Origin of the sequence: Dactylosporangium sp. NBC_01737, assembly GCF_035963215.1 — a bacterium.
Classification (GTDB): Bacteria; Actinomycetota; Actinomycetes; order Mycobacteriales; family Micromonosporaceae; genus Dactylosporangium.
Map to the genome: position 1 here is coordinate 11,653,945 of NZ_CP109153.1, position 21,341 is coordinate 11,675,285.

Genomic DNA, 21,341 nt, shown 5'->3' on the forward strand with positions numbered 1-21,341 from the left:
CACCGAGTTACCGGAACAATGCACGCCGGGATACCGAGACCCGACTATGTGCGCGGGTCTCGGATAACAGTTTTCCGCCGCTGTTCTTGCTGCACTTCACGCCGTTGCCGGTGGCACTTTGTGCCATTGTCAGGCTGGCGCGAGTGGCCGCCGCTCGTGCGGCGCGGGCGACGGCCACTGCGTCATTTCGGGAGTGCCATTCCCGTGTTCCTACTGCTGGGGCCCCTCAGGCAGGACGTACGCTACTGTCGTAATACGTCAGATGTCAATGCCGCACATCAATGCCGGGCCGCATGCGTCGCCGCGCGAATTCCGGGCGAAAAAGCGTTATCCGCAACGGCGCCGCAGAGTCGTGAGTGCCGCCCGGCGAATTTTCACGCCCCCTTTCCGCATTTACCCAGGCGGGTGGCGGTATCCGGCTTTCGCCCATTGACGGTCAGGAGCCCGCGTCCTAGCGTCTGACGTCTCACGTCATACCTTTACAGCGGCGTCCCGCCGGACCCCATCGACGTGTGCCGACCCTCAGGGCGGCAGAAGGAGTTGCGTGATGTCGAGACACAGATCCGTGGCCGGAGCGGTCGCGGTCGTGACGCTCGTCGTGCTGGGCATGGCCGCCGCCGTGGTCAGCGGCAGCATCGGGGGTGGTCCTGCGCCCGCGTTCGCGGCGTCGACCGCCGGCTGCGGCAAGGCACCGACACTGACGAGCGGTACGCGCACGATCCAGACCAGCGGCAAGAACCGCAGCTACATCCTGCGGGTCCCCGACAACTACGACGTCAACCGCCCGTACCGGCTGATCTTCGGATTCCACTGGAACGGCGGCACCGCCAACGACGTCGACTCGGGCGGAACCAGCGGCTTCCCCTGGTCCTACTACGGCCAGCGGGCACTGTCGAACAACAGCGCCATCTTCGTCGCACCGCAGGGCCTCAACAACGGCTGGGCCAACTCCGGCGGCGAGGACCTGACGTTCGTCGACGACATGGTCCGCCTGATCGAGGCCGGCCTGTGCGTCGACACGACGCAGCTGTTCGCCCTCGGCTTCAGCTACGGCGGCGGCATGAGCTACTCCATCGCCTGCAGCCGCCCGACGGTCTTCCGGGCGGTCGCGGTCTACTCCGGCGGCCAGCTCAGCGGGTGCAGCGGCGGCACGCAGCCGATCGCGTACATCGGCCTGCACGGCCTGCGCGACCCCGTCCTGAACATCTCGCAGGGCAGGTCGCTGCGTGACCGGTTCGTCAGGAACAACGGCTGCACCGCCCAGAACCCGCCGGAGCCGGCGCAGGGCAGCCTGACCCACGTCGTCACGTACTATTCGGGATGCCGGGCCGGGTATCCGGTGGCGTGGGCCGCCTTCGACGCGGGCCACACCCCCAACCCCGTGGACGGGTTCTCCGGAGACTACGAACCCGGCGAACGATCCTGGACCAGGGCCGTGGTGTGGAACTTCTTCGCCCAGTTCCAGTCCGGACCGTCGACGCCGCCCTCCAGCAGCTCCCCTCCCCCGGGCAACCCCCAGCAGAACGTCACCCTCGTCGGCGGCCAGTCCGGCCGCTGCGTGGACGTGCCGAACGCCACGACCGCCAACGGCACGCAGGCGCAGCTGTGGGACTGCCACGGCCAGACCAACCAACGCTGGACGTACACCTCGGGCAAGCAGCTGACCGTCTACGGCAACAAGTGCCTCGACGCCAGCGGCCGCGGCACCACCAACGGCACCGCCGCGATCATCTGGGACTGCAACGGCCAGAACAACCAGCAGTGGAACGTCAACACCAACGGCACCATCACCGGCGTCCAGTCCGGCCTGTGCCTGGACGCCGCCGCCCTCGGCACCGCCAACGGCACCAAGGTCCAGCTCTGGTCCTGCACCGGCGCCGCCAACCAGCAGTGGAGCCTGCGCCCCTGACCCGACGCGAGGCTCAACCACCAACCCGGGGATCGAGGCCGACCAGCCTCGATCCCCGGCCGCCGCGGGCTGCCAGCGGCTCGGGGTCCTGGCACGGCGTCCGGCGGCACGCATGAGCCGGGTGATGCGTTGACGGGCCGCGCCGCCGCCCAGTGTCGCCGAGTCCGACGTGGGGTGCGCGGCGCGCCGTAGGTCCCCCTGCAAGCGTTCTTGACCGCGACGATCCGCGAGGTCAGGTCAGCATCGGTGCGGTCTGGCCGGACTCGTGCCCGCGGCGGTACTCGGTAGCAGGCGGACCCGCGAGACCTCGCACGCGCGCTTGACGTCCGTGCTCGCCGGCCTGCTCCGCCTCGATGAACGGATACCCGTTGACCTGGTCTCCTCGCGGAGAAGGGCCGCCTCAAGCGACGGGGCGATGCACCACGCATCAGGCGGCCGGCACGTTCGTCTCCTCCTCATGGCGCCAGCGCTCGTGGTCGGCGTCGGTGGCTGGGCGGTAGCGGCCGGTGGTCTCGTCCTCGATGACGGCCGGCTGGTGCAGCGTGCCCTCCGTCCAGCCGCCCAGCCAGGTCGTGAGATCCAGGGACCGCCTCGAACACCAGATCCTCATCGTCGAACACGCGGTCATCATCGCAGCGGGGTACGACATTTCCGCGCGGCGATGCCACCATCGGTAGGGCCCCGGACCGTTGGAGGTTGCGCCGTGCGCTTCGGCCGTTTGCTGCTCATCTGTGCGGTCCTGACCGGGCCGCTCGCCGGATGTGAGCGTGGCGAGCCCGCCGGCCGCCAGGAGCCGGCCGCCGGTGCGGTCGCGGAGCGGACCCTGCAGCTGAGCAACGGCGCCGACCGGCCGTTGCCCACGCTGCTCGTCCACCCCACGACGGCCGGCCGGTTCCCGGTCGTGGTGTTCAGCCACGGGTACACGCGGCGACCGGAGGACTATCTGCGCCTGTTGCGCACGTGGGCGGCGGACGGGTTCATCGTCGCGGCGCCCGCGTTCCCGCACTCGGCCCGCGGGTCGCAACGCCTCGACGACAAGGACATCGTCAACCAGCCCGGTGACACCGCCGCCGTCCTGACCGCCGTGCTGGCGCTCGACGGCACCGCGGGCGACCCCCTCGCCGGTCGCGTCGACCGCGGCGCCGTCGCCGCGGCGGGGCACTCGCTGGGCGGCATGACGACCGTCGGCATGTTCACGAAGCACCGCGACGACCGGCTCAAGGCGGGCATCGTCCTCGCCGGTGGTCAGTGGCCGTTCGGGGTCGGCTACACCGGGGCGCCGGCGCCGATGCTGTTCGTCCACGGCCGCCAGGACACCGTCGTCAGGTTCGAGGGCGGCACCGAGGCGTACGAACCGCTCCCCTGGCCCAAGGCACTGCTGGACCTGCCCAACGGTGACCATCTCGCCCCGTACCTCGGACCGGACCCCGACTTCGACACGGTCGCCGCCGTCACGCTCGAGTTCCTGCGCTGGTCCCTGCGCGGCGAGCAGGCGGCCCGCACCCGGATGCCCGCCGCCGCGGGCAACCGCGGCAAGCTGGAGGACCGCCTATGACCCCTCATTCCGGGTGGCCGTGCAGATCCGGGACTCCAGCCGCCGCACCGGTCAGTCCAGCGCCGCGCGGGCCGCGCCGAGGAACGCGTCACGCAGGCCGTCGAGCTCTGGGTAGAGAGCCTCCATCGACGGTACGCCGTCCCAGACCGCACGGTTGAGCCGATGGTGATAGGCCCGGCCGGAGGCGTGCACGTCGGCGGGGAAGAGCACCTGCAGCATGCGCTCGGCGACCCAGAACCGGTGCATTGCCTCGTCTGCCGCGTTGGACCAGGCGTCGCCGACGACCCAGTCGTCGGGGCGGGCGAAGGCGACCCGCTCCGCGTCGGCCGCCGCGGCGATGAACCGCTCGAGATGGGTCAGGCGTTCGGCGCGACGGGCCTCGGTGCGCAGCGCGTCCTGCCTGTGCTGCTCGGCGCGCTCGCTCATGCGTTGCGCGGTGTGCTGCACCAGGTAGGACAGGCCGCCACCGAGCGCGACGCCGCCCAGCGAGATGATCGCGGTGACGAGCTGACCGTCCATTGTGCTCACTGTAGTGACACCTTGCGACTTAACCCGTTAAGTGCTCTACTGATGCGCATCGTCACTCGCGAATGACTCGGCACCGCCCGCCAGCGCTGCACTTCTCGCATCGACGTTACCCGCCCGTGGCCACGGGCGGGCGCAGCGCTGTCGACCGTCAGCTTCATCGGTTCAGTGCAGATCGGAGCTTCCATGAACCACTCACCCCGCCTCGCCCTCGCCGCCGTCGCCGCCGGGCTGCTCGCCGCCGCCGGGCTCGTCATCGCCGGGCCCGCCGCGCCGGCCGCCGCCGCGACCGGATTCCGGGTGTCCGGCACCAAGCTGCTCGACGCCAGAGGCAACCAGTTCATCATGCGCGGCGCGAACCACGGCCACGCCTGGTACACCGGCCAGACCCAGGTCTGGGCGGACATGAAGAACTCCGGCGCCAACACGATCAGGGTCGTGCTCACCGGCGGGCGCTACGGCTACAGCAGCGCGAGCGACGTGTCCGCCGTCGTCTCCCGGTGCCGTTCCTCCAAGCTGGTCTGCGTCCTGGAGAACCACGACACCACCGGCTACGGCGACCAGGGCGGCGCCACGACCCTCGACGCCGCGGCCAACTACTGGCTGGCGGTGAAGAGCGCGCTGCAGGGCCAGGAGGCGTACGCGATCATCAACATCGGCAACGAGCCGCTGGGCAACAACAGCGCCTCGCAGTGGGCGAACGCCACGAAGAGCGCGGTGCAGAAGCTGCGCAACGGCGGCCTGCAGCACACGCTCGTCGTGGACGCACCCAACTGGGGCCAGGACCACCAGTGGATCATGCGCAACAACGCGGCGAGCGTGCTGGCGGCCGATCCGCTGCACAACACCGTGTTCTCCGTGCACATGTACGGCGTGTACGACACGGCGCAGGAGGTGTACACCTACATCGACTCCTACTACAACGCGGGCCTGCCGCTCATCGTCGGGGAGTTCGGCCACTGGCACTCCGACGGCCCGGTGGACGAGGACGCCATCATCAACCATGCCAACTACCGCGGCATCGGCTGGCTCGCCTGGTCGTGGTCCGGCAACGGCAGCGGCGTGGAGTACCTCGACATGGTGTACGGCTTCAACGTCAACAGCCGCGCCTGGTGGGGCGACCGCATCATCTCGGGCACCAACGGCTGGAAGCAGACCTCGAAGCAGGCGACCGTCTACAACTGAACGGCCGTCACCGCTTCGGCTTCGCCGGCTTCTTGAGCTTGGCCGCGGGCCCGCCGGCAGGTGGGCCCGCGGCCGATCCCGCCACGTGCGGGTCGGTGCCCGCCGTCGGCGGCGTCGTGCCCGCCACGTGCGGGTCGGTGTCCGCCGTCGGCCGCGTCGCGTCGGCGCCGGTGGGTGCGGTGGTGATGAGCACCTGCCGGCAGGGGGTGCCGTTCAGCGCGAAGTCCGCCGGCAGCCCGGCCTCGCCCTGGTACACCCCGGAAATCGGCAGCTGCAGTGCCGTCCCGGACGGCAGCGCGGTCGCACCCACCACCTCGACCGCCGTGCCGTTCTGGCGCAGGTCGACGCCGTCCGAGCCGGTCAGCGAATGCCCCTGCGGCACCGCGAACCTGAGCGTCCATCCGGCGCCGGGCGAGTCGGTCGCGCTGGTCAGGACCAGATCGGCGGTGTACGTGCCGGCCGCCGCGGACCGGACCGTGTACTGCACCGTGCATCCCTCGGCGGCACCCGGGTGGGTGCCGGCAGCCAGCCGCTGCGAGCGGTCACCGGTGGACGGGTCCTGCGCCGCGCACGTGGCGAGCGCGCCGAGCGCCAGGACCGCCGCGCCGGCCGCCGCGAGCCGGGTCCGGTCGACGCGCAACCGGCGCCGCGGCACAGGTCGCTCATCGCGGCCGGCGGTGAGCAGGTCGCGGACGTCGGCGGCGGACGGCCGGTTGTTCGGGGCCTTGGCCAGGCAGCGCATGATCGTCGCGCCGACCGGCTCGGGCAGGTGCAGCGCATCGGGCAGCGGTGCGGGCCGCGTGCGCTGGTGCGCCTGCAGGACCTCGGTCGTGGTGCCGGTCGCCCACGGCAGCTGCCCGGTGAGGCACCGGTACAGCACCAGGCCGAGGGCGTAGACGTCGGTGGCGGGCGTCGTCGGGTCGCCGCGCAGCCGTTCCGGGGCCAGGTACTCGGGGGTGCCCAGGATCTGGTCGGCCGCGTCGGCGTGATCCCCGGCGACGGCCGTGATGCCGAAGTCGACGAGCTTCGCGCCGCCCGGCGTGAGCATCACGTTGGCGGGCTTGACGTCGCGGTGCACCAGGCCACGGGCATGGACCGCGGCGAGCGCGTCGGCGAGCTGCGCGCCGAGGCGGACCACCTCGCCGACCGGCAGGACGCCGGCGTCCTGCAGCGACCTGCCGGAGACCAGCTCCATGACGACGAACGGCGCGCCGTCATCGGTGTGCCCGAAGTCGTGCACCTGCGCGATGTGCGGGTGGCTGAGCAGCGCCGCCGCGCGCGCCTCGGCGAGGATCCGCTCGCGGTGCTGGACGTCGCTGATGCGTTTGAGCGCGACGGCCCGCCCGAGCACCTCGTCGTAGGCACGCCAGACGACGGACATGCCGCCCGTGCCGAGCGGCTCGATCAACCGGTAACGATCCACCATCCCTTGTTGCCCCGGCCGGTGGCACCTCACACCGGTGCGGGCCGTCGAGATGACGGCCCGCCCGGCGTGGCTACTGCGCGCGCAGGTGGTCGATGTCGTATACGCCGTTGCCGTCGAACCAGATGTAGACGGCCCGCACGTCGGCAAGGGCCGCCGCGTCGCAGGACATCGCGGTGCTCAGGTCCGCCTCGACGGTGATGGTGCCGCCCGCGCTGGCGTAGCCCCAGGTCGACTGGCACCACGTGTAGGCGTCGCCGGTCTGCAGCGCGACGCTGTACGAGGTGCCGGTCGCGCCGGTGCGCAGCTCGTACCGCAGCACGGACTTGCCGGACAGGTCGGCGCGTTCCGGCAGGCCGGCCACGCCGAACCAGCCGCCGTCGGCGGTGGTGGCCCGCAGCCCCGCGGCGCCCTCCGGATGGAACTCGGTCGTCTGCGTCACGGTGCCTGCGCCTGCCTGCCAGCTCGCCGGCGCCCAGCCCTCGGTGCCGGACTCGAACGACGCCAGGACCAGCGCGTCGCCGGGGCGGTTCTTCACGGTGACGCGCACCTCTGCCACGTTCGAGGTGCGACCGGCCTGGTCACGGATGGTGTACGGCGCCACGACCCGACCCACGAACCCGGCCGCGGGCGTGAACGTGACGACGCCGGCGCTCAGACCGAACCTGCCGCCCGGCAGTGTCACCGTCGTCTGCTGGCCGGCGACGGCCGGGTCGAGGTCGATGGTGGACGGCTTCACCTTGGTGCGGTACGCGATGTCGTTCGTCGCGGGCGACACCGTCACCGGCTCCTCGCGCAAGGTCTGCGCGGTGTCGTGGTCGGCGACCGGTGGGCGGGAGCGCTGACCGTGGCGCAGCTCGTCACCGGCGTTGGCGATCGTGGTGCACACCGGGCTCGGGCAGTAGACGGTGAAGCCGTCGTAGTCCGGGTAGTCGGTGCCGTCGTCCTGGACGCCGGACAGGATCCAGTACAGGAACCCGTCGATGCCGGAGCGCACGGCGGCGTCGGTCCACTCCTTGTACACGACGTTGCGCGTGGCCTTGTCCAGCAGCCCGAACTCGCCGAGCATCACGGGCTTGCGCAGCCGGTCCGCGAGGCGGACATGGGTGGTGATCCAGCCCGTCCCCCAGGCCGGGTCCTTCTTCCAGTGGTCCGGGTACAGGTGGAAGGACATGAAGTCGATCGCCGGCAGGGCGGCCAGGGCCGACGAGTCGACGCCGTCGGCACAGTTCAGTGTGAAGTCGGTGCCGGCGCGGTCGGTACACAGGAATCCCTCGTCGCCGGAGCTGATGAGGTGCCGCCCGTCGACGCCGTCGATGTGCGCGCTGATGTCGGCGGCCCATGCGGTGATCGTGGCGTCGGTGCAGGTCGCCGAGCGCGGGTAGACACCGGATCCGCCACAGCGGGGCTCGTTGGCCAGCTCCCACGCCATGACGGTGGGGTCGTCCTTGTACTTGACGCCGGTGAGGCTGTTCGTGCGGTTCAGCACGTGGCTGATCCAGTCCTTGTACCAGCCGCGGATCACCGGGTCGGTGTAGAACTGGTCGTGGTGGGTGCCGCCGCGCCAGCGCACGTACTGGTCCATGCCGCCGAACGCGCTCCAGTTGTTCGTGAGCGGGATGACCAGCCTGATGCCCTTGTCCCGGGCGGACTTGATGACCTGGTCGAGGTGCTGCAGGCCGTCGGCGCCGTCGTTGTAGGCCGGTCCCGTGCCGTCCCAGTACTGGAAGTAGACGCCGTTCTCCTTGTGGTGCACGGATCCGGTGTCGTCCTGGGCGCCGATGTCCAGGAATCCCCACGTCCGCAGGACGGTGAAGCCGGCCCCCGCGGCGTCGGCGAAGACGTCGTCGACCATCGCCGGGGAGCGGTACATCAGGTAGTAGTTGTTGGACCCGGCGAAGCGGAAGTCCTTCCCGTTGAGGGTCAGGTCGTCGCCGTGGCGCACGACGAAGCCGTCGTGCCTCGCTTGATGCTGGGTGCTCGCGGCTGCCTCACCGGTGCTCGCCACCAGGGCCAGACCGGCGAACAGGGCGAGAAGGCGGGCAAGGGGGCGTCTGATCATCGGTCGCCTTCCTGGCGGGGGCAGCACGCGGCTGCGAGGGGGACTTAACCGAATCAGGTCGCAGCGTACGAGTGCCTGTCTGTAGATGTCAACGATGTCCATCGCTGCGCGGGGCAATTGTCTTATACGCTTCAGTAATGGTCGACAGTGCTGGGCGCTCCTCCCGGGTCACGATCCGCCAGGTCGCCACCCACGCCGGGGTGTCGGAGGCCGCGGTGTCGTATGCGCTCAACGGCCGTCGAGGCGTGTCGTCGCAGACCCGCGCGAAGGTCCTCGCCGCGGCCGGCGAGCTCGGCTGGGCGCCGAACATCGCCGCGCGCTCCCTCGGCCTGTCCCGCGCCAACGCGATCGGGCTCGTGCTCGTGCGGCCGCCGCGGGTGCTGATCGTCGACTCGTACCTCACGCAGATGCTCAGCGGGGTCGAGGCCGAGCTCAACCGCAGCGGCATGAGCCTCCTGCTGCACCTGGTCGACGCTGTCGACGACAGCATGGACGTGTACCGCAAGTGGTGGGCCGGCCGCCACGTCGACGGCGTGATCGTGACCGAGGTCCGCGAGGACGACCCGCGCATCGCCGCGCTCGTCGACCTCGGCCTGCCCGCCGCCGTCATCGGCGGGCACCGGGGCCTGGACACGATCAGCAGCGTCGACGTCGACACCGCCGGGACGGCCGGCCGGATCGCGGACTACCTGCGCGCACTCGGGCACCGCTCGTTCGCCCGCGTCGCCGGTACCGCCGAGCTGCTGCACACCCGCCAGCGCGACGTGGCGTACCTCGACGCCCTGACCCGCGCCGGTCTCGACCGCGACCGCTACCGGGTGCTGCACACCAACTACAGCGCGGTCGAAGGCATGGGCGCCATGCTGGAGCTGATGAGCGACAGCTCACCACCGACGGCCGTGGTCTTCGACAACGACGTCATGGCGGCCGCCGCCCTGAAGGTCGTGCACGACATGGGCAGATCGGTCCCGGGCGACGTGTCGGTCATCGCCTGGGACGACTCGGACCTGTGTCAGATCACCGTGCCGGCGATCACGGCCGTGGAGCAGACCCCGGCACACCAGGCGGAGCTGACGGCCCGCGCACTGCTCACCACCCTGACCACCGGCGAGATCACCCACACCACGGTTCCCCCGGGCACGCTGCACGTCCGCCAGTCAACCCGCCCCCTGCGCCTGTAATCGACGGTACGAGGTTGTTCACGGGGAGTCATGGCGTTGGACATGGTGGTGTGCGGGTTCGAGAATGAGGGGGTAGCGCCTGCCGGGGGGAGGCTGCACGTGCCACGACCGTACTTCTCATTGGACGCACCGTCTTCCGGGTCTTCTGCGGCTCCCGGGTCGATCGATTGGGACGCACGCTTCGCCGCGGCGCAGGCCTCGTGCTCGCGGCGCCGGTCGGAGCGGTTGCGGGTCAGTGCGGAGTTCGCGGAGGCCCGGGCGCATGGGCTGGTGGCCCGTCATGCGACGAAGCTGGCCCGGCTGCGCGCCGCTCGGTTGCTGGCGCAGTTGGAGGCCTCGCCGTCGCCCAACGCGCCGCAGCCTCTGCCACCGATAGCCGTGACGACCACAGCAACGGCGTCGTCCGCGGCATCTCGGGCGCCGGAGGTCACGGTGCCTCCCCCCGATGACAGCCACGGCGTCCCCCGGCAAGAACAGTCGCGGCGTCCCCAGCGGAAGCGGTCACGCCGTCCCCCACGACGGCGGCCACATCATCCCCCGCAGGACGGGTCGGGGCGTCTCCCACGATGGCAGCCACGCCGTCCCCCGCGGGAAGGGTCACGCCGTCCTCAGCGGCGAAGGCTGCGGCCGTCACGCGGGCACCTGTTCGTTCGGCCTCGGTCGCTGCCTTCACAGCCAGGCCCGCCCAACCGCCCACGGCCGGCCCAGGACGCACGCCTGCTGACCGCTCACCGGCCGCAGTCGGCACGGCACCCACATCCGCTCCCCCGGAACCCGTCACGCCGTCGCGCACGCCTTTGACCGAGCAGCAGGACCGGCCACGCCGGCCCCCACGATGATGGCAGCCACGCCGTCCCCGGAGGGAACGGTCGCGTCGGCCTCAGCGACGCCCTCGACGGCGACGAGTTCGAGGTCGTGCCGATCGGCGAAGGCCAAGGCCGTCACACGGGCGCCCGGTCTCCCGGCCTCGATCGCTGCCCTCACGACCAGGGCCGCCCAACCACCCACGGCCGGCCCAGGACGCGCACCTGCCGACCGGCCGCCAGCCGCCGTCGGCCCGGCACCGACATCCGCAACCCCAGCGCCCGTCGCGCTGTCACCCGCGCCTTCTGCCCGGGCAACCGCGCCTGCGGGCTCAGCGCGCTCGGTCATCAACGTCGCGTCGGTCCGCTGCGGCGCGCCTGTGGCACGGTCGCCTCGGCGCCTCACCCGCCGGGCAACGCCGTTGTGCCGATGGTGCCCGATCGTCGGGGTGTCGCGGCTCGCGGCCAGCAGGTCACGCCTGGTCCGTCCTGGGCGGGCGCCTCCCGTGCGGGCCCGGGCGGCGCACCCGTCCGTGAGTAAGTTCGGCGTGAGGTCTGGTCAGCCGGCCGTGAGGTCGTTGGCGGTGCGGAGGGCGGGAGTGGTGCGCCAGGCGGCGTCGTCCGGGGCCGGCAGGGCGGTGGTGCCGGTGACGTGCAGGGTGACGGTCTCGCCGGGGAGCAGGGTGACGAGTTGGCGGTCGACGTCGGCGGAGGGATGGAGACGGTCGGCGAACAGGGTCAGATCGCGGACGAAGGTGCGGGCGGTCACCTCGACCAGCGCGCCGTCCGCGGTGGGGTGGACCACGACGTCCGTCGCCGCCGTCGGGTAGTGCAGGTCGATGTCTTCGGCGAAGTACCAGGCCGTGCGGTCTGGGCCGCCGTCGACGACGATCAGCTCGCGGCTGGGGTCGTCGGGTGTGGTGACCTCGGGCGGCAGCGGCAGGGTCAGTGTCCCGCCGGCCGGCACGTCGATGGTGATGGTGGTTTTTGCGCGGGGGTCGCCGTTGAAGGTGATGCGGCGGACGTCGATTTCTGTGTGCCAGGGTGTGGTGGTGTCGTTGATGGCGATGAGTGTGGGGACACCGTTGCGGGGTTGGATGGTGAGGAGGTGTGCGGTGTAGGCGTGGCGGAGGGCGTACCAGAGGGGTTTGCGGCGGCCGTCGCCGTCGATGGTGGACCAGGAGGTGACGGGCCAGTTGTCGTTGAGTTGCCACAGGATGGTGCCCATGCAGTGGGGGCGTAGGGAGCGGAAGTGGGTGATGCCGAAGGTGATGGCGCGGGCTTGGTTGAGTTGGGTGGTCCAGTGCCAGTCGTCGAACCCGGCCGGCGCGGGGAGGTGGCCGGTGAGGCCGCGGGCGAGTTTGCCGTTGCCGTCGGCGGCTTTCTGGTGGTGCAGGACTCCGGGTGACGTCGGCGTCAGCGGCTCGTCCGAGACGGCCCGGCGTAGCGTCGCGTATGCCGGTGGGGCCTGGAATCCGAATTCGGCGAGGAACCGGGGCCGGTAGGTGGCGTAGTGCCGGTAGTCGTGGGTGTTCCAGACGTCCCAGATGTGGGTGGTGCCGTGTGCCGGGTCGTTGGGGTGCAGTGAGGGGGTTCCGGAGTAGGGGCTGCCGGGCCAGTACGGGCGGGTCGGGTCGACGGCGGCGACGATGCCGGGTAGGAGGTTCAGGTAGTAGCCGGCGCCCCAGGTGCGGCCGGCGAGGGGTTCCTGCCAGTTCCAGTCCTCATGTCCCCAGAGGTTTTCGTTGTTGCCGACCCACATGACCAGGCTGGGGTGCGGCATCAGTCGCAGCACCTGCTCGTGGGCTTCGGCGGCGACCTCGGAGCCGAGGGGTTCTTCTTCGGGGTAGGCGGCGCAGGCGAACAGGAAGTCCTGGCCGATGAGGAGGCCGTGTTCGTCGGCGAGGTCGTAGAAGTCGTCGCTTTCGTATCGGCCGCCGCCCCAGACCCGCAGGTAGTTGACGCCTGCGTCGAGGGCCTGCCCGATGCGGGTGGCGTAGCGGGCGCGGTCGACGCGGGTGACGAACGCGTCATCGGGGATCCAGTTGACGCCCCGCACGAAGATCGGCACGCCGTTGACGATGAGGGTGAACGCGGTGCCGTCAGCGTCTGCGGTGGTGTCCAGCACCACGGTCCGGAACCCGATCCGCCGCTGCCACGTGTCCAGCAGGCCACCGTCCGAGGAGGCCAGGGACACGGTCAGGTCATACCGGTCGGGAGCACCGAACCCCCGCGGCCACCACAACCGCACCGACGGCACCCTGACAGTGACCACGGCCGAGGACGCGCCGGCGGCGACGGGCACCGACACCGTGACCCCGCCGACCGTGGCAGTCAGCGTCACCGGGTCCTCGGCGGCGCGTTCGACCGTGACGTGCACGTCGGCCACGCCGTCACCGCCGTCAACGGTGACCAGCGGCCGGACCTCCGCCAGCCGCGCCCGCGACCACTCCTGCAGGCCGATCCGCTGCCAGATCCCGGCGGTGACGAGGGTCGGGCCCCAGTCCCAGCCGAAGTTCGACGCCATCTTCCGGATGTACTGGAACGGCTCGTCATACGCGTTCGGCCGCTCACCCACCGCGTCCCGCACCGCCAACGCATACCCGTACGCCGAATCGAACCGCACCTCAAGACGGTTCCCGGTGGGACGGAGCACCTCACGCACGTCGAACCGGTACCCACGATGCATGTTCGCCGTCCGGCCCAGCTCCACCCCGTTGAGCGTCACCGTCGCCACCGTGTCCAGACCATCAGCGACCAGATCCACCCGATCACCACCCACATCGGCAGCGTCGAACACCGTCGAATACACCCACGCCGCCCGACCGATCCACGCCACCGACAGCTCATTCGCATCCAGATACGGATCCGGGATCAACCCAGCCGCCAGCAGATCCGTATGCACACAACCCGGCACAACCGCCGCGACGACGACATCGCCGAGCGGAGTCGGACCGGCCGGACGCACTGTCCAGCCAGAGTGCAGCGGACGCAGGACAGGCATGGGCACTCCCGTGATGGTGGTTGGACAGGGTGGAACGGGCCGATCAGCGGATCGACCGCTGATACTCGTGCTCGGCGAGGCCGAGCGCGCCCAGGACGCCGGAGAAGGTACCCAGGTCCGGCGGCACGATGTATTCGTCCATCCGGGCCGTGGCGGGCACCGCGTCCAGGGCCTTGCCCAGCCGGGCCGCGGTGGCGTCGCGGACGGCGTCGAGGAGGCCGGGGATGTTGAGCACGCCGCCGCCGACGACGATGCGGTGCGGCATCAACAGGTAGATGATCGACGTCATCAGCTGGGCGAGGTAGTGCGCCTCGATCGCCACGGTACGCCGGAGCTCAGGGCCGAGGTCCCGGGCGGGACGGCCCGCGCGGCGTTCGATGGCCGGGCCGCTGGCGAGCCCTTCGACGCAGTCGCCGTGAAACGGGCAGCTGCCGGCGAAGTCGTCGTCCGGATGCCGTTGGACGTGCAGGTGGCCCATCTCGGGGTGCAGCAGGCCGTGCAGCGGCTGCCCGTTGACGATGGCGCCGCCGCCGATGCCGGTGCCGACGGTGACGTAGACGACGGTGCCCTGGCCGCGGCCGGCACCCCAGCGATGTTCGCCGTAGGCGGCGCCGTTGACGTCGGTGTCCAGCGCGATGGGCACCCCGAGGCCGCGACGCAGCGCCCCGACGAGGTCGGTGCCGCCCCAGCCGGGCTTCGGTGTGGTGGTGATGCGGCCCTCGGCGAGGTCGAGCGGGCCGAACGACGCGACGCCGAGCGCGGCGATGTCACGGCCGGCGGCGCGCTGGCCGAGGAAGTAGCCGATGATCCGGTCGAGGGTCTCCCGCGGGTCGGTCGTCGGGATCGTGGTGCGGTCCAGGACGGCGTCCGGGCCGACCCCGACCGCGCACACGACCTTCGTCCCGCCGGCCTCGACACCACCGAACACAAGACTCACTTGCCCGCTCCAGCCGTGAAGCCGTTGTAGATGAACCGTTGCAGGGCCAGGAACGCGATCAGGGTGGGGATGATGACGAGGATGACGCCGGCGGAGATGACCTCCCACTGCGCCCCGAACGGGCCCTTGAAGCGGTACAGCGACGTGGAGATGACGCCCAGCTCCTGCGACGGCATGTACAGGAACGGGATGTAGAACTCGTTGTACATGGCGATGCCCTTGATGATGACGACGGTCGCGATCGCGGGCTTCAGCAGCGGCAGGATGATCTTCCAGTAGATGCCGAACGGGCTGGCGCCCTCCATCGCGGCGGCCTCGTCGAGCTCGCGGGGCACGCCGCGCAGAAACTGCTGGAAGATGTAGATGGAGATGATGTCGGTGCCGAGGAAGAGCACGATCGCGGACCATCGGCTGTCATACAGGTCGAGGGCGTCGACGACCTTGAACGTGGCGACCTGCGTGGTGACGCCCGGCACGAGGGTGGCGAGCAGGAACAGCGCCACGACCACCCCTCGCAGGCGGAACCTGAAGCGGTCGATGGCGTAGGCGGCCATCGACCCGATGAACACGGTGCCGACGAGCGAGGCGGCCATGATGATCGACGTGTTGACGAAGCCGCGGAGCATGTGCCCCTTGGTGAACGCCGTGACGTAGTTGTCGAAGTTGAGCCAGTCGCCGGGCGGGTCGAACGGGCCGCTGTTGAGGTATTCGTTGTTGGTCTTCAGCGACGCCATGACCAGCACGACCGGTGGCAGCAGCACCACCAGCGACGCACCGATCAACGAGCAGTACTTCAGCACACGCGCGATCACGACAGGTCCACCTTCTCGTCGGGCGCGATGCGGCGCTGCAGCCACGTCACCAGCAGGATGATCAGCAGCAGGACGACCGCCATCGCCGAGGCGAGGCCGAGCTTGTAGTACTTGAAGGCCATGCTCACGGTCTGGATGACGAACGTCTCGCTGCCGTTGGCGCCGCCGGTCATGATGAACGGGATCTCGAAGACCGACAGCGAGCCGGAGATCGCGAGGATGAACGACAGCCCTACGATCGGCCGGATGCCCGGCAGGATGATGTGCAGGAACTGGTCCCACCGGTTGGCGCCGTCGATCTCGGCCGCCTCGTAGAGGTGCGCGGGGATCGACTGGATCGCACCCAGGAACAGCACGAAGTTGAGGCCCAGGTAGCGCCAGATCGAGGTCCCGGCGAGGGAGTAGTTGACCACTTCGGGGTCGCCGAGCCACTGCTGGGTCGCGCCGCCGAGGCCGACCGCGGACATCGCCGAGTCCAGGGTGCCGCCGGGCTGGAAGAAGAACAGGAAGATCATGCCGATGGCGACGCCGTTGATGAGGTACGGGAAGAACAGCACACCCTTGAACAGGTTGCGGAAGCGGGTGTTGAAGCTCAGGATCGTCGCGAAGTAGAGCGCGAGCACGATCTGCACGACGGAGGCGCCGATGTAGTACAGGCTGACCTTCAGGACCCCGAACAGCTCCGGCCGGGTGGCGATCTCGACGTAGTTGTCGAACCCGACGAACTCCCGGCTCGGGCTGAGCCCGTCCCAGGACGTGACGCTGTAGCCGAACATGTTCACCACGGGGATGTAGGTGAACACGATCAGGAACGTCAGCGGTGCGACGAGGAACAGGTACGGCGTCAGCGTGCGGGCAAGGCCGCGGGAGGGCCGCGCCGACCGGCCGGGGGCGGCCTTGCGCGGCGAGGAGCGCCGGCGTCTGGAGTCGGACGCGAGGTTGGTGCCAGTAGCCATCGGGCTCACTTCCGGGCTGGGACGGCGGCGTGCGGACGATGGGTGGTTCGTCCGCACGCCGGTGCGGCGGGGTCCTACTTGAGCTTGGCCCGGGTGTCGGCCCACTTCTTGTTCAGGTCGGCGAAGATCTGTTCCTTCGTCTCCTTCTTCGCACCGCGGGCCGCGTCGACGATGCGCTGGCGGTACTTGCCGTCGAACAGCGCGATCTCGGCCGTGTTGCCGATCTTGTCGGCGAGCCCCTCTTCACCCTTCGGCGCCGGGTTCAGCTCGATGAACTCCGTCTTGGCCGTCTGCAGGTCGGCGAGGGACGCGGGTAGCTGTGCACTGGTCACCACCGAGACCCCGCCCTGGTCGGTGGCGTAGTTCGACTCGTTCGCGAACCAGTCGACCCAGGCCCGCGCGGTCGCCTTGTTCTTGGAGTTGACGTTGATGCCGTTCTTGTAGTCGCCGCCGACGACGGTGTAGAACTTGCCGTTGACCTGGTTCGGGAACGGCCAGTAGCCGATGTCGTCCTTGCTCGCGGCCGCCGCCTGCATCTGCACGACGGACCACGAGCCGAGCATCATCGTGGCGATCTTCCCGGTGCCCAGCATGCCCTTGGACTGCTCCCAGTTCGTCGTGGTCGGGTCCGGCTCGGTGTAACCGCCCTTGACCGCGTCGAACAGCAGCGAGTCGATGATGAACTGCTCCTTGCCCGGGCTCCACGGCGCGTCTTCCTTGCCGAGCTTGATCACCGCGTCGGGGTCGCCGCTGACGGCGCCGCGCGCGCCCTCCCACTGCCCAAGGGGCCAGCCGTCCTTGTAGTTGGTGTACAGCGGGATCACGCCGGTCTTGTCCTTGATGGCCTTCAACGCCGACAGGAACTCCTCCGGCGTCTTCGGCGGGGTGGTGATGCCGGCGGCGGTCCACACCTTCTTGTTGAACACGTAGCCCTGGGCGTTGCCGGTGATGGCGAGGCCGTAGACCTTGCCGCCGACCGTCTGCTCGGAGCGCACGAACCGGTACTTGTCCTTCAGCTCGTCCACGGTGCCCAGCGGCTCGAAGAACGACGGCAGCTGGTCGGCGGTGACGGAGTTCGGGATCGGCAGCACGTCGCCGTAGTTCTTCGTGTTCATCCGGACGCGCACCTCCCCCTCGTAGTCGGTGATCGCCTCGAATTTGACGTTCGTGCCGGGGTACTTGGCCTCGAACTTCTTCTTGTACTCCGGCAGCACGGTGTCGACCAGGTCGGTGCGCTGGGTCAGGACCGTGATGTCACCGGCGATCTTGCCGTCGGTGCTGCCGCCGTCATCGCCGTCGCCGCACGCGGTGAGGACGAGGGATGTCAGGGCGAGCAAAGCGATGAGGTGCTTCTTCATATGCGCGGTACCACCTTCCGATGTCTACGCTGCAGCACCGTCGGGGGGATGCTGCCGGGGCGTGGGGGTGTTATCGGTTGCGCTGTACGTGCCTCAGGTCGGTCGTTGCATGGGGTTACGGGGTGCGGGGCAGCGCCCGCTGCATGAGGTCGAGCAGGTGACGGTCGACGGCGAAGCCGTCGCGGTGCTCGAAGACGGCGCCGGGCCGGCGGTGCCCGACGATGCCGAAGGGGCCTTCGAACTCCCACAGCGCGAAGCCCCAGCCGAACTGGCCGAACACGTCGAACAGGTCGGCGAACCAGGCGCGGGCGACCTCGTCGGGGGTGTGCTCGTAGCAGCCGAACTCGCCGACGTGCACGGGCACGCCCGCGGCCTCCAGCTCGCGCCACGGCGCGTAGAACGCCCGCAGGCCGGCCTCGTCCCACCAGCGGCCGTCGTATTCGCACGGGTAGCTGGGCAGTGGGAGCCCGCGGTGCTCCGGCCACCACGCGGCCTGGTAGTGCGACACGCTCATCGGCTGGTAGCCGCGGACGCTCTGGGTGAGGCCCAGGTCCGCGAGCTCCGGCATGGCGAGGTTGCCGCCGTCGAGGCCGTCGATGACCAGCGGCCGGTCCGGTGAGATGGCCCGCACCGCGCCGACCGCGTGCCGGACGACGGCCTCGTGGGCGTCGCGGGTGAAACCGCGCAGGCCCAGCGCCGGCGGCTCGTTGACGAGGTCGAAGCTCAGGTCCTGCGGCGGGACGTCGGCATACCGCCGCGCGAACCGTTCCCAGGTCGCGACGAACGCGTCGCGGGCGGGCCGGTCCGTCCAGAGGTTGTACGGCTCGGTCTCCCAGCCGGTGATGATGTAGCCCGGCGCGCGGTGCAGGTTCAGTGAAAGATGCAGACCCCGCTGCCGGCAGGCGTCCAGGGTCTTGTCGACAAGGGCGAGCACCGACTCGTCCGCCCGGTGCGGGTCGCCGTCGATGCTCCACGACCGGTAGTCGGTCGGCAGGCGGATGAAGTTGAATCCCCACGCCGCGACGGCGTCCAGGACCCGTTCGTCCGGCCCTGACACGCCGGCGTGGGCGTTGAACATCCACTGGACGTTGAACCCGTGGTGGGACATCGCGGGAGACCCTTCAGGCGGTGCGACGCGGCCGACTCCGGCCGCACGGGCGCCGGAGGACGGGGGTGTGTCGTCGCGGCGAAGTGACTGAACCGGATAAGTTCCATCAACCTAGGCCCGCACTCTGAAGCTGTCAATCCCACGTTTCGCAACAGTTTCCTCACGAGGACCGGATGGTGCGCGGTCCCCGCCGCGCAGCCCTTCCGCACACCTCGCGCCCGGTACTGAAGCGCATAATCAGTGCGTCAGTACTTGAACTGGCCGACCAGGCTGTGCAGGGTCGCGCTCATGGTGGCGAGCTCGGCGACGGACTGCTGGGTGTCGCCGATCGCGGCGGTCGTGCTGGACGCGGCCGCCGCGACCCCGGCAAGGGTGCCGGCGATCTCCCGGGTGTTGCTGGAGGCGTCGGTGACGTTGCGGGCCATCTCCGCCGTCGTGGCCGTCTGCTCCTCCACCGCCGAGGCGATCGTCGTCTGGTAGTCGTTGACCTGCTCGACGATCTCGCTCATCCGGCCGATCGCACGGCTGGTCGCGTCTGCGTTGCGCTGGATGCGTTCCACCTGCTTGCCGATGTCCTCGGTGGCCCGCGCCGTCTCCTGGGCGAGATCCTTGACCTCGCTGGCGACCACGGCGAAGCCCTTGCCCGCCTCACCCGCCCGGGCGGCCTCGATGGTGGCGTTCAGCGCGAGCAGGTTGGTCTGCTCCGCGATCGCGGTGATGAGCTTGATGACGTCGCTGATCTGGGTGGAGGACTCGCCGAGCTCGGTGACGGTGTCGGTGGCGGACGTGGCGACCTGGACCGCCTCCGCGACGACCCGGCTCGCCTCGGAGGCGTTCGCGGCGATCTCGCGGATCGAGGCGCCCATCTCCTCCGCCCCGGACGCGACAGTGCTCAACGCCCCGCTCATTGTCTCGGTGGCGTCGGAGACCCGGCCGGCCTGACCTGACGTCTGCTCGGCGGACTCGGAGATCTGCCGGGTCGCGGTCGACAGCTCCTCCGTGGCCGCGGCGAGGGTGTTGGCCTGCTCCCCGATCCGGCCGATCGTGCCGGCCAGCTTGCTGACGAACCGGTTGAACGCGGCACCCAGCAACCCGAACTCGTCCCGGCGGGCCTCGTCGACCCGGCGGGTCAGGTCACCCTCGCCGTCGGCGATCTCGCTGAGCCGGGTGGTGAGCGCGGACAGCGGGCGCAGGATGCTGCGGCTGATCACCCAGGCCAGCAGCAGCACCAGGACCAGCGCGATCGTGGTGCCGGCGAGCACCGCGGTGCGCGAGGAGTCCGCGGCGTCGGCGGTGGACGCGGCCCGCACGGCGAGCAGGCTCGACTCGGCCTGCGTCAGTTCGGTCAGCTTCGCCCGGATCTGGTCCATGACCGTCTTGCCCTGATCGGTGAGCACGACCGCACGGGCGGCGTCGAACCCCTGCGTGCGGCGCAGGTCGATGGTCTGCTGCAGCTCGGCGAACTTGGCCTTGACCAGCGGCCGCAGCTGCGCGATCCGCTGCTGCTGCGCCGCGTTGTCGCTGGTCAGCGCGGCAACCGCCTGGATCTTGGCATCGATGGCGGCGCTGGCGTTCTGGTACGGCTCCAGGTACCGGTCCTCGCCGGTGATCAGGTAGCCGCGCTGGCCGGTCTCGGCGTCCTTGAGCGTGCCGGTGACCTCCTCGACGGCGCCCATCACCACGTAGGTGTGTTTGACCAGGTCACTGTTGCGCTCCAGCGTGCCCGTGTTGCGGTAGGCCAGCGTCCCGACGACGGTGAGCACGACGAGCGGCACAGCAAAGGCCGCCAGCAGCCTGGTGTTGACGCGGTACAACCAGCCCACGGGACACACTCCCAGCCGAATTTGTGAAAAACGCTCCGTGACGGTCGATTCGGGTCGGACGGCCCCTGCCTGAGGAAAACCGGAAAGAATTTCGCGGCGGTACAGTTCCTGCGGGCACGGCAGGAGGGCACATGGACATCGACGGGCTGACCAACCTGCCCGGCTACCTCGACGCGGACGGGCAACGCGACCTGCTCGCCACGATCGACGCGCTGCCGTGGCGGGACGACCTGCGCCGCCGCGTCCAGCACTACGGCTACCGCTACGACTACAACCGCAAGCGGGTCGACGCCGGCGCGTTCCTCGGGCCGCTGCCGGCGTGGGCGGGCGCCCTCGCCGGGCGGCTGCACCGCGACGGGCACGCGCCGGCACCGCCGGACCAGGTCATCGTCAACGAGTACCAGCCGGGGCAGGGCATCGCCCCGCACGTGGACTGCGTGCCGTGCTTCGCCGGCACGGTGCTGTCGGTGAGTCTCGGCTCGGCGTGCGTGATGACCTACACCCTGCCGAAGTCGGCGCAGCGGCTGGACGTGCTGATGGAGCCGGGCAGCCTGCTGGTGATGCGGGGCCCGGCCCGCTACGACTGGCGCCATGGCATCGCCGCCCGCAAGACCGACCGGTGGCAGGACGCCGTCATCACCCGCGGCCGGCGCGTGTCGCTGACCTTCCGCACGGTACTGCCGAGCTGAGCAGGACGTGA

General features: G+C 70.2%; 16 protein-coding genes. 5 read left to right on the top strand and 11 right to left on the bottom strand.

All coding sequences use genetic code 11. From position 1 onward, the window contains the following. Positions 1 to 547 precede the first annotated feature (547 nt). Complete coding sequence (locus OHA72_RS53650) at positions 548 to 1,909, top strand: ricin-type beta-trefoil lectin domain protein (RefSeq protein WP_442788426.1); 1,362 nt, start codon at positions 548 to 550, stop codon at positions 1,907 to 1,909. 427 nt (positions 1,910 to 2,336) lie between these two features. Here OHA72_RS53650 and OHA72_RS53655 read toward each other — a convergent pair whose 3' ends face one another. Then, positions 2,337 to 2,519 (bottom strand): hypothetical protein, encoded by a 183-nt coding sequence (locus OHA72_RS53655; RefSeq protein WP_327003830.1) that lies wholly within the window; start codon positions 2,517 to 2,519, stop codon positions 2,337 to 2,339. Positions 2,520 to 2,612: 93 nt separating this feature from the next. On the opposite strand from OHA72_RS53655, the gene OHA72_RS53660 reads away from it, so the two are divergent. Next, positions 2,613 to 3,464 carry an alpha/beta hydrolase family protein gene (locus tag OHA72_RS53660; protein ID WP_327003831.1) on the top strand — a complete coding sequence of 284 codons (852 nt, stop codon included), beginning with the start codon at positions 2,613 to 2,615 and terminating at the stop codon, positions 3,462 to 3,464. 51 nt (positions 3,465 to 3,515) lie between these two features. Here OHA72_RS53660 and OHA72_RS53665 read toward each other — a convergent pair whose 3' ends face one another. Beyond that, the gene (locus OHA72_RS53665; RefSeq protein WP_327003832.1) at positions 3,516 to 3,983 is read right to left on the bottom strand and encodes a hypothetical protein; all 468 of its coding nucleotides are present in this window, start codon (positions 3,981 to 3,983) and stop codon (positions 3,516 to 3,518) included. A gap of 192 nt (positions 3,984 to 4,175) precedes the next feature. Between OHA72_RS53665 and OHA72_RS53670 the strand changes: the two genes are divergently transcribed. After that, positions 4,176 to 5,174: a cellulase family glycosylhydrolase gene (locus tag OHA72_RS53670; protein WP_327003833.1), complete on the top strand. Its 999-nt coding sequence runs from the start codon at positions 4,176 to 4,178 to the stop codon at positions 5,172 to 5,174. A 7-nt stretch (positions 5,175 to 5,181) separates the two neighbouring features. On the opposite strand, the gene OHA72_RS53675 is transcribed toward OHA72_RS53670, so the two are convergent. Beyond that, positions 5,182 to 6,582 (bottom strand): serine/threonine-protein kinase, encoded by a 1,401-nt coding sequence (locus tag OHA72_RS53675; protein WP_327003834.1) that lies wholly within the window; start codon positions 6,580 to 6,582, stop codon positions 5,182 to 5,184. 88 nt (positions 6,583 to 6,670) lie between these two features. Further along, entirely contained in the window at positions 6,671 to 8,659 is a 1,989-nt protein-coding gene (locus tag OHA72_RS53680; protein ID WP_327003835.1) for a cellulase family glycosylhydrolase, read from the bottom strand. 137 nt (positions 8,660 to 8,796) lie between these two features. Here OHA72_RS53680 and OHA72_RS53685 point away from each other — a divergent pair, with 137 nt between their 5' ends. Then, the gene (locus OHA72_RS53685) at positions 8,797 to 9,840 is read left to right on the top strand and encodes a LacI family DNA-binding transcriptional regulator (RefSeq protein ID WP_327003836.1); all 1,044 of its coding nucleotides are present in this window, start codon (positions 8,797 to 8,799) and stop codon (positions 9,838 to 9,840) included. A gap of 1,362 nt (positions 9,841 to 11,202) precedes the next feature. On the opposite strand, the gene OHA72_RS53690 is transcribed toward OHA72_RS53685, so the two are convergent. From OHA72_RS53690 to OHA72_RS53720, 7 genes are all read right to left on the bottom strand, one after another. Beyond that, positions 11,203 to 13,647 carry a glycoside hydrolase family 2 protein gene (locus tag OHA72_RS53690; protein WP_442788428.1) on the bottom strand — a complete coding sequence of 815 codons (2,445 nt, stop codon included), beginning with the start codon at positions 13,645 to 13,647 and terminating at the stop codon, positions 11,203 to 11,205. Between the two features lie 43 nt (positions 13,648 to 13,690). Beyond that, on the bottom strand, positions 13,691 to 14,584 hold the full coding sequence (locus tag OHA72_RS53695) for an ROK family protein (protein WP_327003838.1): 894 nt from the start codon (positions 14,582 to 14,584) through the stop codon (positions 13,691 to 13,693). After that, the gene (locus OHA72_RS53700) at positions 14,581 to 15,396 is read right to left on the bottom strand and encodes a carbohydrate ABC transporter permease (RefSeq protein ID WP_327003839.1); all 816 of its coding nucleotides are present in this window, start codon (positions 15,394 to 15,396) and stop codon (positions 14,581 to 14,583) included. The genes OHA72_RS53695 and OHA72_RS53700 overlap by 4 nt, the downstream gene beginning before the upstream one ends. Continuing rightward, positions 15,393 to 16,352 carry a carbohydrate ABC transporter permease gene (locus OHA72_RS53705; RefSeq protein ID WP_327003840.1) on the bottom strand — a complete coding sequence of 320 codons (960 nt, stop codon included), beginning with the start codon at positions 16,350 to 16,352 and terminating at the stop codon, positions 15,393 to 15,395. Before OHA72_RS53705 ends, OHA72_RS53700 begins: the two co-directional genes overlap by 4 nt. Before the next feature lie 74 nt (positions 16,353 to 16,426). Beyond that, positions 16,427 to 17,710 carry an ABC transporter substrate-binding protein gene (locus OHA72_RS53710; protein WP_327003841.1) on the bottom strand — a complete coding sequence of 428 codons (1,284 nt, stop codon included), beginning with the start codon at positions 17,708 to 17,710 and terminating at the stop codon, positions 16,427 to 16,429. 115 nt (positions 17,711 to 17,825) lie between these two features. Then, positions 17,826 to 18,818: a glycoside hydrolase family 5 protein gene (locus tag OHA72_RS53715; RefSeq protein WP_327003842.1), complete on the bottom strand. Its 993-nt coding sequence runs from the start codon at positions 18,816 to 18,818 to the stop codon at positions 17,826 to 17,828. A 245-nt stretch (positions 18,819 to 19,063) separates the two neighbouring features. Then, on the bottom strand, positions 19,064 to 20,641 hold the full coding sequence (locus OHA72_RS53720; protein WP_327003843.1) for a methyl-accepting chemotaxis protein: 1,578 nt from the start codon (positions 20,639 to 20,641) through the stop codon (positions 19,064 to 19,066). Positions 20,642 to 20,772: 131 nt separating this feature from the next. On the opposite strand from OHA72_RS53720, the gene OHA72_RS53725 reads away from it, so the two are divergent. Beyond that, positions 20,773 to 21,330, top strand: a complete 558-nt coding sequence (locus OHA72_RS53725; protein ID WP_327003844.1) for an alpha-ketoglutarate-dependent dioxygenase AlkB — start codon at positions 20,773 to 20,775, stop codon at positions 21,328 to 21,330. The last annotated feature ends 11 nt before the right edge of the window (positions 21,331 to 21,341 follow it).

Bases quoted from the DNA above. Each gene is read 5' to 3' on its own strand.
- OHA72_RS53650 (WP_442788426.1), top strand. From the start codon at position 548: ATGTCGAGACACAGATCCGTGGCCGGAGCGGTCGCGGTCGTGACGCTC.
- OHA72_RS53655 (WP_327003830.1), bottom strand. From the start codon at position 2,519: ATGAGGATCTGGTGTTCGAGGCGGTCCCTGGATCTCACGACCTGGCTG.
- OHA72_RS53665 (WP_327003832.1), bottom strand. From the start codon at position 3,983: ATGGACGGTCAGCTCGTCACCGCGATCATCTCGCTGGGCGGCGTCGCG.
- OHA72_RS53670 (WP_327003833.1), top strand. From the start codon at position 4,176: ATGAACCACTCACCCCGCCTCGCCCTCGCCGCCGTCGCCGCCGGGCTG.
- OHA72_RS53680 (WP_327003835.1), bottom strand. From the start codon at position 8,659: ATGATCAGACGCCCCCTTGCCCGCCTTCTCGCCCTGTTCGCCGGTCTG.
- OHA72_RS53685 (WP_327003836.1), top strand. From the start codon at position 8,797: ATGGTCGACAGTGCTGGGCGCTCCTCCCGGGTCACGATCCGCCAGGTC.
- OHA72_RS53690 (WP_442788428.1), bottom strand. From the start codon at position 13,647: ATGCCTGTCCTGCGTCCGCTGCACTCTGGCTGGACAGTGCGTCCGGCC.
- OHA72_RS53705 (WP_327003840.1), bottom strand. From the start codon at position 16,352: ATGGCTACTGGCACCAACCTCGCGTCCGACTCCAGACGCCGGCGCTCC.
- OHA72_RS53710 (WP_327003841.1), bottom strand. From the start codon at position 17,710: ATGAAGAAGCACCTCATCGCTTTGCTCGCCCTGACATCCCTCGTCCTC.
- OHA72_RS53715 (WP_327003842.1), bottom strand. From the start codon at position 18,818: ATGTCCCACCACGGGTTCAACGTCCAGTGGATGTTCAACGCCCACGCC.
- OHA72_RS53725 (WP_327003844.1), top strand. From the start codon at position 20,773: ATGGACATCGACGGGCTGACCAACCTGCCCGGCTACCTCGACGCGGAC.